Below are 14,336 nucleotides of genomic sequence, written 5' to 3' on the forward strand. Positions count from 1 at the left end.
AGCACCTCGCCGCCGGGCCGGAACTCCTCGGCGTGCACACCGAGCGCGCCGACGGCTGACACGGGCGTGATCGGCCGGGGGCACGGAAACCCCCGTTCCGCCAGCTGGGCCTGTGCGGCGACGCACGCGGCGGTCCGGCCGTCGTCCTCCCGCGATTTCACTACGACGTCCCGGCCGTCAGCCAGACGTAGGCCGAACACCGCCGAGATCGACCGGTGTTCGAACAGCACGCTCTCCGGCTCGTCCCCCAAGTGCCTCGCGCACCAGCCGCCCAGCCACTCCGGCAGGTCGTCCAACGTCATGGGGACAACTCCGTCGTCAGCGAACCCACGCGGTCACCGCACCGGAGGCCAGAAAAATGGAGGCTAGAAAACCGACTCCGCCTCGTCCATCCGGTCCTTCGGCACCGTCTTCAGCTCGGTGACCGCCTCCGCCAGCGGCACCATCACCACGTCCGTGCCGCGCAGCGCCGTCATCCGCCCGAAGTCGCCCCGGTGCGCCGCCTCCACCGCGTGCCAGCCGAACCGCGTCGCGAGCACCCGGTCGTACGCGGTCGGCGTCCCACCGCGCTGGATGTGGCCGAGGATGACCGGCTTGGCCTCCTTGCCGAGGCGGCGTTCGAGTTCGTACGCCAGGGCCGTGCCGATGCCCTGGAAGCGCTCGTGGCCGAACGCGTCGATCTCGCCCTTGCCGTAGTCCATGGAGCCCTCGGCCGGGTGCGCGCCCTCGGCGACGCACACGACGGCGAACCTCTTGCCGCGGGCGAAGCGTTCCTCGACCATCTTGACCAGGTCGGCGGGGTCGAAGGGGCGCTCGGGCAGGCAGATGCCGTGGGCGCCCGCGGCCATCCCGGACTCCAGCGCGATCCAGCCCGCGTGCCGGCCCATGACCTCGACGACCATCACTCGTTGGTGGGACTCCGCGGTCGTCTTCAGGCGGTCCATCGCCTCCGTGGCCACCCCGACCGCCGTGTCGAAGCCGAAGGTGCGGTCCGTGGACGAGATGTCGTTGTCGATCGTCTTGGGGACCCCGACCACCGGCAGGCCCGCGTCCGACAGCATGCGCGCCGCCGTCAGGGTGCCCTCGCCGCCGATCGGGATCAGCGCGTCGATCCCGAAGTCCCGCGCGATGTCGAGCGCGTCCTCGCACGCCTGCCGCACCCGGTCCCGCTCCAGTCGCGAGGAGCCGAGGATGGTGCCGCCGCGGGCGAGGATGCCGCTGACCGCGTCGAGGTCGAGGTTGCGGTAGTGGCCGTCGAGCAGGCCCGCGTAGCCGTCCTCGAAGCCGATGACCTCGTCGCCGTAGTTGTCGACCGCTCGGTGCACGACCGATCGGATCACGGCGTTCAGGCCGGGGCAGTCGCCGCCTGCGGTGAGAACTCCGATACGCATCGTGCTGTGTCTCCTGTTCGCTGTTGAGACCGGTGAGCCGGATCCGATTGTTTCACGTCCCTCAGGGCGATGGTGCTCCCGTCGGGCTGAGGGGCGCCTTAACCAGCCCTAAAGGTATTGTCAAGAGGGTTCTGCTCACCTTGGTAGGCGATTTTCATGACCACCGGAACGGGACCACCGAAACGGACTGCCGGAAGGGGAGACCACGCGTGACCCGCAGCGTGTACGTGACCGGGATCGACCGCGGCGACGGCCGTCAGGTCGTCGAGCTGGGGGTCATGGAGCTCCTGACCCGGCAGGTCGACCGGGTGGGGGTGTTCCGCCCTCTCGTCCACGACGATCCCGATCGGCTGTTCGAACTGCTGCGTGCCCGCTACCGGCTCTCCCAGGACCCGTCGACCGTCTACGGCATGGACTACCACGAGGCGTCCGCCCTCCAGGCCGAGCAGGGGACGGATGAACTGGTCTCGACTCTTGTCGACCGGTTCCATCTCGTCGCCCGTGACTACGACGTCATCCTCGTCCTCGGCACCGACTTCGCCGACACCCAGTTCCCGGACGAGCTGGCCCTCAACGCCCGCCTCGCCAACGAGTTCGGCGCGTCCGTGATCCCCGTCGTCGGCGGACGCAAGCAGACCACCGAGTCCGTGCTCGCGGAGACGCGCAACGCGTACCGGGCGTACGACGGGCTCGGCTGCGACGTGCTCGCCATGGTCACCAACCGGGTCGCCCGCGAGGACCGGGAGGAGATCGCCCAGCGCCTCACCACCCGGCTGCCGGTGCCCTGTTACGTCGTACCGGACGAGCCCGCGCTCTCCGCGCCGACCGTCGCGCAGATCACCCACGCCCTCGGCGGCCGGGTGCTGCTCGGGGACGACTCGGGGCTCGCGCGGGACGCGCTGGACTTCGTGTTCGGCGGTGCGATGCTGCCCAACTTCCTCAAGGCGCTGACCCCGGGCGCGCTCGTCGTCACCCCGGGCGACCGCGCCGACCTGGTCATCGGTGCGCTGGCCGCGCACAGCGCGGGCACCCCGCCGATAGCCGGCGTACTGCTCACCCTGAACGAGGTGCCGAGCGACGGGATCCTCACCCTCGCCGCCCGCCTCGCGCCGGGCACCCCGGTGGTCTCGGTGGCCGGGAACTCCTTCCCCACCGCCGGCGAACTCTTCGCCCTGGAAGGGAAGTTGAACGCGGCCACGCCGCGCAAGGCGGAGACCGCGCTCGGCCTCTTCGAGCGGTACGTCGACACGAGCGACCTGCTCAAGCGGGTCTCCGCACCGAGCAGCGACCGCCTCACCCCGATGATGTTCGAGCACACACTCCTGGAGCGGGCCCGCTCCGACAAGCGCCGGATCGTCCTCCCCGAGGGCACCGAGCCCCGCGTCCTGCACGCCGCCGAGGTGCTACTGCGGCGCGGTGTCTGCGAGTTGACCCTCCTCGGCCCGGAGGACCAGATCCGCAAGAAGGCCGCCGACCTCGGCATCGACCTCACCGCGGCCCAGTTGATCGACCCGCAGACCTCCGAACTGCGCGACCGCTTCGCCGAGAAGTACGCCGAACTCCGCGCCCACAAGGGCGTGAGCGTCGAGCTTGCCTACGACGTCGTCGCCGACGTGAACTACTTCGGGACGCTCATGGTGCAGGCGGGCCTCGCCGACGGGATGGTCTCCGGCGCCGTGCATTCCACCGCCGCGACCATCCGCCCCGCCTTCGAGATCATCAAGACGAAGCCGGACGCCGACATCGTCTCGTCCGTCTTCTTCATGTGCCTCGCCGACAAGGTGCTGGTCTACGGCGACTGCGCGGTCAACCCCGACCCGAACGCCGAGCAGTTGGCCGACATCGCCGTCCAATCGGCCGCCACCGCCGAGCAGTTCGGCGTCGCGGCACGCATCGCGATGCTGTCCTACTCGACGGGTACGTCCGGCTCGGGCGCCGATGTCGACAAGGTGCGCGAGGCCACGGAACTGGTCCGGCTGCGGCGGGCCGACCTGCGGATCGAGGGGCCCATCCAGTACGACGCCGCGGTCGAGCCGAGTGTCGCGGCCACGAAGATGCCGGAGTCCGAAGTCGCGGGCCGGGCAAGCGTGTTGATCTTCCCCGACCTCAACACCGGCAACAACACCTACAAGGCGGTGCAGCGTTCGGCCGGCGCGATCGCCGTCGGGCCGGTGCTCCAGGGTCTGCGCAAGCCGGTCAACGACCTGTCCCGGGGCGCCCTCGTCTCGGACATCGTCAACACCGTCGCCATCACGGCGATCCAGGCGCAGTCCCCGACCAAGAAGGCAAACCCCCAGTGAGCGCGACCCGCGTCCTCGTCCTCAACTCCGGCTCCTCGTCCGTGAAGTACCAGCTGCTCGACATGGCGGACAGCACCCGCCTCGCCGTCGGACTCGTCGAACGGATCGGCGAGGAGACCTCCCGCTTCAAGCACACCCACATCGACACGGGCGCCACCCGTGAGTGGACCGGCCCGATCCCCGATCACGAGGCCGCCCTGAAGGCCGTGGCGGAGGAACTGGCCAAGGACGGGCTGGGGTTGGACTCCCCCGAGCTGGCCGCCATCGGGCATCGGGTCGTGCACGGTGGGCAGACCTTCACCGCGCCCACCGTCGTCGACGGCGCGGTGCTCGCCGAGATCGAGCGGCTGATACCGGTGGCTCCGCTGCACAATCCGGCGAACCTCGTCGGGATCCGGACCGCGATGGCGCTGCGGCCCGATCTGCCGCAGGTGGCCGTCTTCGACACCGCGTTCCACACGACGATGCCGGAGTCGGCCGCGCGCTACGCGATCGACGCGGCGACCGCCGACGCGTACCGGATCCGGCGGTACGGGTTCCACGGGACCTCGCACGCGTATGTGTCGCGGGCGACGGCGAAGCTGCTGGGGAAGGCGCCCGAGGACGTCAACGTGATCGTGCTGCACCTCGGGAACGGGGCGTCCGCCTCGGCCGTAGAAGGTGGGCGGTGTGTGGACACGTCCATGGGGCTGACCCCGCTGGAGGGGCTGGTGATGGGGACCCGGTCGGGAGACCTGGATCCGGCCGTCATCTTCCATTTGATGCGTGTTGGCGAAATGTCCACCGATGAGATCGACACTCTTCTCAACAAGAAGAGCGGTCTGATCGGGTTGTGCGGGGACAACGACATGCGGGAGATCCGGCGCCGGATCGACGAGGGTGACGAACAGGCGGAGTTGGCCTTCGACATCTACATTCACCGATTGAAGAAGTACATCGGTGCCTACTGCGCGGTACTCGGCCGGGTGGACGCGATCGCCTTCACAGCGGGAGTCGGGGAGAACGCGAGCGCGGTGCGGGAGGCTGCCGTCGCGGGCCTGGAGCTGCTGGGGCTTGAGGTCGACGGGGCACTGAACGCCGTACGGAGTGATGAGCCTCGGCTGATCTCGCCCGCGTCCGGGCGGGTCGCGGTCGCCGTGGTGCCGACGGACGAGGAATTGGAGATCGCCACACAGACCTATGCACTGGTCGGAAATTACAACGCCTGAGCGCACGCCCGCCCATTTGTATCTTCCGCCAGACGGAATATTCCGTAGCGAAACAAACCGATAGGATCGTCCCATGCGCCGTTCGAAAATCGTCTGTACTCTCGGCCCCGCGGTCGACTCCCACGAACAACTGGTGTCGCTGATCGAGGCCGGCATGAATGTGGCCCGCTTCAATTTCAGCCACGGCACCCACGCCGAGCACCAGGGGCGGTACGACCGCGTCCGTGCCGCGGCCAAGGAGACCGGCCGTGCCATCGGCGTCCTCGCCGACCTGCAGGGCCCGAAGATCCGCCTGGAGACCTTCGCGGAGGGTCCCGTCGAGCTGGTGCGCGGTGACGAGTTCACCATCACCACCGAGGACGTCCAGGGCGACAAGACCATCTGCGGTACGACGTACAAGGGCCTGCCCGGTGACGTCTCCCGCGGCGACCAGGTCCTCATCAACGACGGCAACGTCGAGCTGAAGGTCCTGAGCGTCGAGGGCCCGCGGGTGAAGACGATCGTCATCGAGGGCGGCGTCATCTCCGACCACAAGGGCATCAACCTGCCCGGCGCGGCCGTGAATGTGCCCGCGCTGTCCGAGAAGGACGTCGAGGACCTGCGCTTCGCGCTGCGGATGGGCTGCGACATGGTCGCCCTGTCCTTCGTGCGCGACGCGAGCGACGTGTACGACGTCCACAAGGTGATGGACGAGGAGGGCCGCCGGGTCCCCGTCATCGCCAAGGTGGAGAAGCCGCAGGCGGTCGCCAACATGGAGGCCGTGGTCGCGGCCTTCGACGCGGTGATGGTGGCCCGTGGCGACCTCGCCGTCGAGTACCCGCTGGAGAAGGTCCCGATGGTGCAGAAGCGCCTGGTGGAGCTGTGCCGGCGCAATGCCAAGCCGGTGATCGTGGCGACCCAGATGATGGAGTCGATGATCACCAACTCCCGCCCCACGCGCGCCGAGGCCTCCGACGTGGCCAACGCGATCCTGGACGGCGCGGACGCGGTCATGCTGTCCGCCGAGTCCTCGGTGGGCGCCTACCCGATCGAGACCGTGCAGACGATGTCGAAGATCGTCCAGGCGGCCGAGGAGGAGCTGCTCAGCAAGGGCCTGCAGCCGCTCGTGCCGGGCAAGAAGCCGAAGACGCAGGGTGGTTCGATCGCGCGTGCCGCGTGCGAGATCGCCGACTTCCTCGGCGGCCGGGCCCTGGTGGCGTTCACGCAGTCCGGTGACACCGCCCGCCGGCTCTCCCGCTACCGCGCCGCGCAGCCGATCGTCGCGTTCACGACCGACGAGAGCACCCGCAACCAGCTGACGCTCAGCTGGGGCGTGGAGTCGCACGTGGTGCCGTTCGTCAACAGCACGGACGAGATGGTCGACATGGTCGACGGCGAGATCGCCAAGATCAACCGCTTCAACCCGGGCGAGACCGTCATCATCACCGCCGGCTCGCCCCCCGGCGTGGCCGGCACGACGAACATGCTCCGCGTCCACCACCTCGGCGGCGGCGAGGGCAACTGACGTACCGCTGAAGGCTCTTGTACGGCGCTGAGGGCGCCCCCTGGGAAAGGGGGCGCCCTCAGTTCGTGCGCGGCTCCCGAACGGACTTGTGCGGGCGCTCAGTCCTGGTAGCTCTGCAGCCCCGGGACGGTGAGCGTGCCGCCGAACTGGCCGGCCTGGACCACCTTCACGTTGGTGAAGTAGATCAGCGGGATGTTCAGCGGCGGCGGGTTGTCCGGGTCGAACGTGATCGGGATCAGACCGAACAGGTTGCCGGAGATGGACTCCGTGTACATCACGGTGTCGCCGTCGCGGATGGTGGACGTCGAACCGGAGGCCGCCTTGACGTGGTACGTCTTGCCGGACTGCTTGTCGTTCACCGTCTGGTGCAGGTCGCCGATGTCGGTCCCGCCGGAGATGACGTACTTCAGGACCTTCTTGACCTTGCCGCTGGCGGTCTTCACCTCGACCACGCCCTGGTAGTCCGCGCCCTTGAGCAGCAGCGAACTCGCGTTCAGGTACCAGGGGTCGTCGGGAACAAGGATCTTGTTGTCGACGCCGCTGGTGTCGTCCGTGGCGACCGGGCAGTCCGAGGTGTCGGCGCTCGCGCTCGCGGACGGGCTCGCCGTGGCCGTGGCGGTGGCCGTGTCCTCGGCGGCCTTGGTGGCCTCGTCGGCCGCCTTGGTCGCGGTGTCGGTGGTGTCCTTCACGGTGTCGTCGACCGTGTCGGCGGCCTTCTTGACGGCGTCGGACGCGCTGGAGGAGTCGTCCGAGGACGAGCCCGAGGTGGCGCTCGCCGAGGCGGTCGGCGTCGGCGTGGCGGTCGCCGTGGAGTCCGAACCCGACGAGCTGGAACCGCCGGTGAGGATGCCGGTGATGGCGTCGCCGATGGTGTCCAGCAGGCTGCTGCTGCTCTCGGACGCGGAGGGCGTCGCGGTGGCGGTGCTGCTCGACGAACCGCTTGTGTCCGTCGACTTGCTCGCCGTGGCGGACGGCGTGGGCGTGGCCGTGTCGTCGGAACCTGAATCCGACGAAGAGGTCTTGCCCGAGTCCTTCGTGGCGGAGTCCGTCGCCGTGGCCGACGGTGTCGCGTCGTCCTTGGACGAGTCCGAGGACTCGCTCGCGGACGCGGACGGTGTGGCCGAGGCGCTCGACGTCGACTCGGCGAGGGCCGAGACGCAGTCCTTGTACTCGTCGGCCGTCAGGCTCTTCGACGACGGCGAGGTCGTGCCGTTGTCGGCGAGTGCCAGGGACGACGTGAAGCCCATCCCCATGATGACGGCGGTCGGCATGGCCACCGTGGCTATCGCCTTGCCGGCGGGCATGTGGAGCCTGGTGAACAGCGGCTTCTTGGGCGCCGCGTGCCGCGGCCCGGTTCTCACACGGGACGCGTCCACGTCAGTCCCGTGGGTCACCTCGTCAGCCGGCACTGTGCCTCCCGTTCGCCCCGTAGCTCACCGGGCTCGTTCCTGACAGATCCTTGGGCTCGTCCGCACCGTCGGCGGACTCGTGCGGCGCCGACTCGTGAGGCGCGGCTTCGTAGTACGACGCGGACTCGTGAGGCGCGGCCTCGTACGGCGCTGCTGCGGGCGCGCCGCCCTCTCCCTGCGTGTCCTCCAGTACCGCCTGCGGCTCGGGCGGTGCGCCCGGCGCCCACGACACGGCCAGCGCCCCGCCGACCATGGCGAGGAGGAAGCCGATGAGGAAGCCGCCGAGGTTGGACACGGGGATGGACACCAGCGCCAGCAGAATCGCCGCGACACCCGCGAAGGTGCGCACGTGCTTCTGGAACCAGAGGCTGAAGCCCAGGACGACGAGCAGCACACCGATGATCAGGGACCCGGCGCCCGCTGTCGTGGCCATCGCCAGCGTCAGATGCCCGATCTGGAGATGCGCGTACGGGAAGTAGGCGATCGGGATTCCGCCGAGCATGACGAACAGACCGGCCCAGAACGGCCTCGTGCCACGCCAGGCGCGGAACTGCAGCCTCCGGCGGGTGAACTGGCCGGGTGCGGCAGGAGTCTCGGCGCTCATGGAAAACAGCTCCCTGGTACGGCTTTGCTGTGTTGGAGAGTTGCACCTCGTGTGAAGGTGCGGAGGGAAGATGGACGGGCGGGGGCGCCACCGGCTCCCCCGCCCGCCGTCACGTGCCTAGTAGCACTCGTGGGTGCCCGTCGACACCGACATCTTCAGCCCGCTGAGCTTGAAGGTTCCGGCAGTGGTGGCCCACGCCGTCTGCTTCACGTTGGTCAGCGTGGCCGACTCGGCCTGCTGGGCGAATCCGTACGGGTTGGCAGCCTCGCTGCCGCCCTTCATGCCCGGACCCTTGGTCGCGCTCCCGGCGGCCACACCGATGTCGATGTTGTGGAACACAGCGTCGGCGCTGAGGTCCTCGACGTCGATGTACAGGTTCTCGGCCTGGACCGGCGTACCGCTGCCGCCCGCCTTCAGCACGAGGCTGACCGATCCGAAGATCGGGATGTTCGGGGTGACCACCGACTGGCACATGTTGGTGATCGAAGCGGACTTGAACGCCGAGACGGCGACGGGGTGAGCCGTCTTGCTGCCGTCCAGGTTGTAGCCCGAGTCCAGGGCTCCGTACTGCGTGAAGCCCGTGCCGTTGAGCTCGTCAGCCGTCACCTTGAACGACTGGCCGGAAACACTGAACGACGCGGCGAGAGCACCCTGCGCGAGGGCGACACCTATACACGCCGTAGCGGCGACGCTGGGCACCATGACCACAGCGAAGCGCTTCCATCTCGTCCCGCCACGCACCTGGGACTCCATATTTCCTCCTTCTCGGACGTACATCTCCTGGCCCTGACTGCCCCCAGTTGGCGGCTCAGCCGGGCAGGGATGGGAGAAGTGCTACGTCCTCGGGAAGGGGAGCGCCTGTACCCGGAGGCGCGAACCCGCGCACCGATCACCGGCGATCACCCCCGAGCGACAACCACTGGTCGCGCCTGACGCACATCACGCACAACCTTGCTGGACAGGCTCCGCCGTGAGGCGAAGACCCCCCTGCCCAAGAGCCGACTCCATTGTTTCCGGCTCTACTCGGTGGGGACCCAGGAGACCCCGTCGACCCGACCGGCTGTCGGGGTACGGAAACGGACCGAGCGTCGCCGATCGTGGTGCATTCTCGCCGCCCGCACAAGGGGCTTCGTTACTGGGTAGTAACGACCGGATAACCGAACAACGACCCGCCGGTATCGGCCGACGACGCTGGGTGTCATCGTGGGCCAGGACAAAACCGTTGATCTTCGGACGGAATCCGACAGAACAACGCCTCTGGCTTACTCCAAGTAACAGCGACCGCGATTACCAAGATTTGGTAAAGCGCGGTCGCAGTGACACTCCGTCGGCAAATCTTTCACACCGGCAACACCGTTCCCGAGGTTTACCGACTGGTCAGAACCGGCCTCGCACCCCGCTCAGAACAGCGCCCGCGCCAGTGCCCGCCGGGCCGCAGTCACCCTCGGGTCGTCGGCCCCGACGACCTCGAACAGCTCCAGCAGCCGCAGCCGCACGGTGTCCCGGTCGTCACCCACCGTGCGGCGCACGGTGTCGATCAACCGGCCGAACGCGTCCTCGACATGACCGCCCACCAGATCCAGGTCGGCGGCGGCGATCTGCGCCGGCACGTCACCCGGCTTCCCGGCGGCCTCCGTGCGCACCTGCTGCGGGTCGAGCGTCGACACCCGGTGCAGCAACTCGGCCTGCGCGAGCCCGAGCTTGGCCTCCGAGTTGGCGGGGTCGTCGCTCAGCACGTTCTTGTAGGCCTGCACGGCCCCGCCGAAGTCCCCCGCGTCCAGGGCCTGTACGGCGGCTTCCAGCAGGCCGTCATAGGGTCCCGCCGGCACCTCGGCGACGGGCTCGGGGCGGTCGCCCGGCGCGGCGTCCGGGTCGACGGTCAGCCCGGTGAGACCGAAGCGCTGCTCGGCGACCTGGATCAACTGGTCGAGGGTCTGGCGGATCTGCGGCTCGGCGGCGGCCCCCTGGAAGAGCGGCAGCGCCTGCCCGGCGACCACCGCGAAGACGGCCGGGATGCCCTGCACCCCGAACTGCTGCATCAGCATCTGATTGGCGTCGACGTCGATCCTGGCGAGGACGAAGCGCCCGTCGTAGTCGAGGGCGAGCCGCTCCAGGATCGGGCTCAGCTGCTTGCACGGCTCGCACCACTCGGCCCAGAAGTCGATGACGACCGGGACCTCGGTGGACCGCTGCAGGACCTCGTCCTCGAACCCCGCCTCATCTACGTCGATCACAAGGTCGGCCGGCGAGACGGCCCCGCCACCGCCCTGCCTGGCGGATTCGGCGCGCGCCTGCTCCGCCTTGGCCTTGGCCTCCTGGGCCGCCTTCACCGCGGCGAGGTCGACGACTCCGCTCATGGACATGTTCCGTGGCTGCATGCGTCTATCCTCCCCCGTCCGCGCGTGTGAATGAAAAGCGTTGTGAAAGCCGGTCTGCTTCACGCTGTTCGACGCCGGGTCCCCACCCCGCGCCCAGTGGTTTCGCTACGAGTCGTAGCGTAATGGTGTCGGGTGCCTCCCGGATACAGGTACCCAGTGATCTCCCTCACTGCACCACAGGAACCGCCGGTTATGGTCAAGGGATGCAGAGCAGCACTCCCGTCCCACGCGTCGCAGGACGCCCCCGCAGCACCACCGCGGACACCGCGATCCTCGCGGCAACCCGGGAGGCCCTGGTCGAACTCGGCTGGTCCAAGCTCACGTTGGGAGACGTCGCGACGCGCGCGGGGGTTGCGAAAACGACCCTCTACCGCCGCTGGGCCGGCAAGAACGAACTCGTCGTCGACGCGGTCGCCGAACTCTTCGACGAACTCCACCTCCCCGACCGGGGCACCCTGGCCGCCGACATCGAGGGCGTGGTCCTCCAGTTCGCGGCGATCCTCGCCCGCCCGGAGGCCAAGAGCGGACTGATGGCGGTGGTCGCCGAGTCCGTCCGCGACGACGCCCTGCGGGACCGTATCCGCGAGTCGATCGTCGACCGGCAGAAGTGCCTGGTCGTGGAGGGCCGGGCACGCGCCCAGGCACGTGGCGAACTGCCCCCGGAGACAGACCCGGAGGAGGCCGCGCGCACGGCCGACCTGATCTTCGACGTGGTGGCGGGTGCGGTGGTCCACCGCACCCTGGTGAGCGCGGAGCCGGCCGACGAGGACTGGGTCCGCAGCTTCACCCGGGTCCTGCTGCTCGGCCTGACCTCGCTCAGCGCCGCTCAGAAACCCCTCTCCTAAAAGCCTGCGGGCTCCGTGTAGACCCCCCACTCCTCCCGCAGCACCCCGCAGATCTCCCCGAGCGTCGCCTCCGCCCGCGCCGCGTCCAGCATCGGCCCGATCATGTTCGACCCGTCCCGCGCGGCGGCGAGCATCGCATCCAGGGCCGCCGTCACGGCAGCCTCGTCCCGCGCGCCCTTGCGTGCCCCCAACTCCCGTACCTGCTCCCGCTCCACCTCGTGGCTGACCCGCAGGATCTCCAGGTCCCCGGTGACCGACCCGTGGTGCACATTGACACCCACGACCCGCTTGTCGCCCTTCTCCACGGACCGCTGGTACTGGAACGCGGCCTCGGCGATCTCGCCGGTGAACCAGCCGTCCTCGATCCCGCGCAGGATCCCGGAGGTGATCGGCCCGATCGGGTGCTGCCCGTCCGGGTGGGCCCGCAGCCCGCGCTCCCTGATCTGCTCGAAGATCTTCTCGGCGTCCGCCTCGATCCGGTCGGTGAGCTGCTCGACATACCACGAACCACCCAGCGGATCCGCCACGTTGGCGACCCCGGTCTCCTCCATCAGCACCTGCTGCGTACGCAGCGCGATCTCCGCGGCCTGCTCGCTCGGCAGCGCGAGGGTCTCGTCCAGGGCGTTGGTGTGCAGCGAGTTGGTCCCGCCGAGCACGGCCGCAAGGGCCTCAACTGCCGTACGGACGACGTTGTTGTACGGCTGCTGCGCGGTCAGCGAGACACCGGCGGTCTGGGTGTGGAAGCGCAGCCACTGCGCCTTCTCGGACCGCGCGCCGTAGACGTCCCGCATCCAGCGGGCCCAAATCCTGCGCGCCGCGCGGAACTTGGCGATCTCCTCGAAGAAGTCGACGTGCGCGTCGAAGAAGAAGGACAGACCGGGCGCGAAGACGTCCACGTCGAGGCCGCGGGACAGGCCGAGTTCGACGTACCCGAAGCCGTCGGCCAGCGTGTACGCCAGCTCCTGCGCGGCCGTGGAGCCGGCCTCGCGGATGTGGTAGCCGGAGACGGACAGCGGCTTGTAGGCGGGGATGCCGGTCGCGCAGTACTCCATGAGGTCGCCGATGAGGCGCAGGTGCGGTTCGGGCTGGAAGAGCCACTCCTTCTGGGCGATGTACTCCTTGAAGATGTCCGTCTGGAGCGTGCCGTTGAGGACGGCGGGGTCGATGCCCTGCCGCTCGGCGGCGACGAGGTACATGCAGAAGACCGGGACGGCCGGCCCGCTGATCGTCATCGACGTCGTGACGTCACCCAGCGGGATGTCCTTGAACAGGACCTCCATGTCGGCAGCGGAGTCGATGGCGACCCCGCAGTGGCCGACCTCACCGAGGGAGCGCGGGTCGTCGGAGTCGCGGCCCATGAGGGTCGGCATGTCGAAGGCGACGGACAGTCCGCCGCCGCCGTTGGCGAGGATCTTCTTGTACCGCTCGTTGGTCTGCCCGGCGTTGCCGAACCCGGCGAACTGCCGGATCGTCCACGTACGCCCCCGGTAGCCCGTGGCATGCAGCCCGCGCGTGTAGGGGTACTCGCCGGGCCACCCGATCCGCTCGAACCCGTCGTACCTGTCCCCGGGGCGAGGCCCGTACACCGGGTCCACGGGATCACCGGAGAGCGTGGTGAAGTCGGCCTCACGCGTGCGTGCGGCGTCGAACCGGGCCTGCCAGCGTCGGCGGCCCTCTGCGATGGCGTCAGCGTCCATGCTTCGAATTTACTAGGACGTCCTAGTAAATGTCGATGGACAACCGCCGTACGCGACCCGTACGGCGGTGAAAGGTGGTGAGGCTTACGCCTTGGCGGCGACCGGCGTCGGCTCGACGATCTTCGACTCCAGCTCGTGGCTGATCTTCCGCTCCACGAAGAACGCGGCGGTCGGGATCGTCCCCGCGAGCAGCACCCAGAGCTGCTTGCCGACCGGCCACTTCGCCTTGGAGCCCAGGTCGAACGCGAAGAGCAGGTACACGACGTACAGCCAGCCGTGCGCGATGGCGACGACCTCGGTGAAGCTACCGGCACCGTCGATCTTGAGGAGGTACTTGGCGATCATGCTGAAGCACAGCAGGACCAGCAGGACACCCGTGACGTACGCCATGACGCGGTAGCGGGTCAGCACGCTCTTTTTCATGAGGACGAGCGTAACGACCGGTTCCGGGCGATCTTTCCCCGGGTCAGTCCTCGTCCTCTGCCCGGGTCAGTCCTCGTCGAAGTCCGCCGCCGCGACCCTGAGCGGCCGCAGCATCGCGAAGATCTCCGCGCACTCCTCCGCGTCGTACGCCCCCAGCCCGAAGTCCATCTCCATCAGGTCGCGGGTGGCCGCGTCGCAGACCTCGCGGCCCTTGTCGGTGATGGAGGCGAGGGTGCCGCGGCCGTCGTTGGGGTTGGGGCGCTTGTCGACGAGCCCGGATCTGACCAGCCGGTCCACGGTGTTGGTGACGGACGTGGGATGCACCATGAGCCGCTCGCCGATCTTCGACATCGGCAGCTCGCCCGCCTTGGAGAAGGTGAGCAGCACCAGCGCCTCGTACCGCGCGAAGGTCAGTCCGTACGGCTTGACGACCGCGTCGACCTCGGCGAGGAGGATCTGCTGTGCCCGCATGATCGAGGTGATGGCGGCCATCGACGGTACGTTTCCCCAGCGCTGTTTCCAGTGTTCGTCGGCACGGGCGATGGGGTCGAAAGGGAGACTGAGCGGCTTCGGCACG

The 14,336-nt window shown here is 68.8% G+C and carries 13 protein-coding genes; 4 read left to right on the plus strand and 9 right to left on the minus strand.

Going from position 1 to position 14,336, the window contains the following annotated elements; all coding sequences use genetic code 11:
* Window positions 1-302: hypothetical protein (locus R6V09_RS08760; RefSeq protein WP_442809999.1), on the minus strand; the 302-nt coding region annotated here is incomplete at its 3' end.
* A 63-nt stretch (window positions 303-365) separates the two neighbouring features.
* Window positions 366-1,391 carry an ATP-dependent 6-phosphofructokinase gene (locus R6V09_RS08765; RefSeq protein ID WP_317880781.1) on the minus strand — a complete coding sequence of 342 codons (1,026 nt, stop codon included), beginning with the start codon at window positions 1,389-1,391 and terminating at the stop codon, window positions 366-368.
* 209 nt (window positions 1,392-1,600) lie between these two features.
* Here R6V09_RS08765 and pta point away from each other — a divergent pair, with 209 nt between their 5' ends.
* From pta to pyk, 3 genes are all read left to right on the plus strand, one after another.
* A complete protein-coding gene (gene pta / locus R6V09_RS08770; RefSeq protein WP_317880782.1) occupies window positions 1,601-3,691 on the plus strand; it encodes a phosphate acetyltransferase in 2,091 nt (696 codons plus the stop codon).
* Window positions 3,688-4,899: an acetate kinase gene (locus tag R6V09_RS08775; RefSeq protein WP_317880783.1), complete on the plus strand. Its 1,212-nt coding sequence runs from the start codon at window positions 3,688-3,690 to the stop codon at window positions 4,897-4,899. The genes pta and R6V09_RS08775 overlap by 4 nt, the downstream gene beginning before the upstream one ends.
* A 73-nt stretch (window positions 4,900-4,972) precedes the next feature.
* The gene (gene pyk / locus R6V09_RS08780; protein ID WP_317880784.1) at window positions 4,973-6,403 is read left to right on the plus strand and encodes a pyruvate kinase; all 1,431 of its coding nucleotides are present in this window, start codon (window positions 4,973-4,975) and stop codon (window positions 6,401-6,403) included.
* A gap of 98 nt (window positions 6,404-6,501) precedes the next feature.
* On the opposite strand, the gene R6V09_RS08785 is transcribed toward pyk, so the two are convergent.
* The 4 genes from R6V09_RS08785 to R6V09_RS08800 form a co-directional block, all read right to left on the minus strand.
* Window positions 6,502-7,812: a hypothetical protein gene (locus R6V09_RS08785; protein WP_317880785.1), complete on the minus strand. Its 1,311-nt coding sequence runs from the start codon at window positions 7,810-7,812 to the stop codon at window positions 6,502-6,504.
* Entirely contained in the window at window positions 7,802-8,416 is a 615-nt protein-coding gene (locus tag R6V09_RS08790; RefSeq protein WP_317880786.1) for a DUF6114 domain-containing protein, read from the minus strand. Before R6V09_RS08790 ends, R6V09_RS08785 begins: the two co-directional genes overlap by 11 nt.
* Window positions 8,417-8,533: 117 nt before the next feature.
* Window positions 8,534-9,169 carry a DUF6230 family protein gene (locus R6V09_RS08795; RefSeq protein ID WP_317880787.1) on the minus strand — a complete coding sequence of 212 codons (636 nt, stop codon included), beginning with the start codon at window positions 9,167-9,169 and terminating at the stop codon, window positions 8,534-8,536.
* Window positions 9,170-9,816: 647 nt separating this feature from the next.
* On the minus strand, window positions 9,817-10,794 hold the full coding sequence (locus R6V09_RS08800) for a tetratricopeptide repeat protein (RefSeq protein ID WP_317880788.1): 978 nt from the start codon (window positions 10,792-10,794) through the stop codon (window positions 9,817-9,819).
* Window positions 10,795-10,997: 203 nt separating this feature from the next.
* Between R6V09_RS08800 and R6V09_RS08805 the strand changes: the two genes are divergently transcribed.
* Complete coding sequence (locus R6V09_RS08805) at window positions 10,998-11,639, plus strand: TetR/AcrR family transcriptional regulator (RefSeq protein ID WP_317880789.1); 642 nt, start codon at window positions 10,998-11,000, stop codon at window positions 11,637-11,639.
* Here the strand turns inward: R6V09_RS08805 and R6V09_RS08810 are convergent.
* From R6V09_RS08810 to R6V09_RS08820, 3 genes are all read right to left on the minus strand, one after another.
* Window positions 11,636-13,336 carry an acyl-CoA mutase large subunit family protein gene (locus R6V09_RS08810; protein ID WP_317880790.1) on the minus strand — a complete coding sequence of 567 codons (1,701 nt, stop codon included), beginning with the start codon at window positions 13,334-13,336 and terminating at the stop codon, window positions 11,636-11,638. The genes R6V09_RS08805 and R6V09_RS08810 overlap by 4 nt on opposite strands.
* Before the next feature lie 84 nt (window positions 13,337-13,420).
* Window positions 13,421-13,759, minus strand: a complete 339-nt coding sequence (locus R6V09_RS08815; RefSeq protein ID WP_317880791.1) for a DUF3817 domain-containing protein — start codon at window positions 13,757-13,759, stop codon at window positions 13,421-13,423.
* A 66-nt stretch (window positions 13,760-13,825) separates the two neighbouring features.
* Window positions 13,826-14,335, minus strand: a complete 510-nt coding sequence (locus R6V09_RS08820) for a MarR family winged helix-turn-helix transcriptional regulator (protein ID WP_317880792.1) — start codon at window positions 14,333-14,335, stop codon at window positions 13,826-13,828.
* Window position 14,336 lies beyond the last annotated feature (1 nt).

Origin of the sequence: Streptomyces sp. W16, assembly GCF_033194735.1 — a bacterium.
GTDB lineage: Bacteria > Actinomycetota > Actinomycetes > Streptomycetales > Streptomycetaceae > Streptomyces.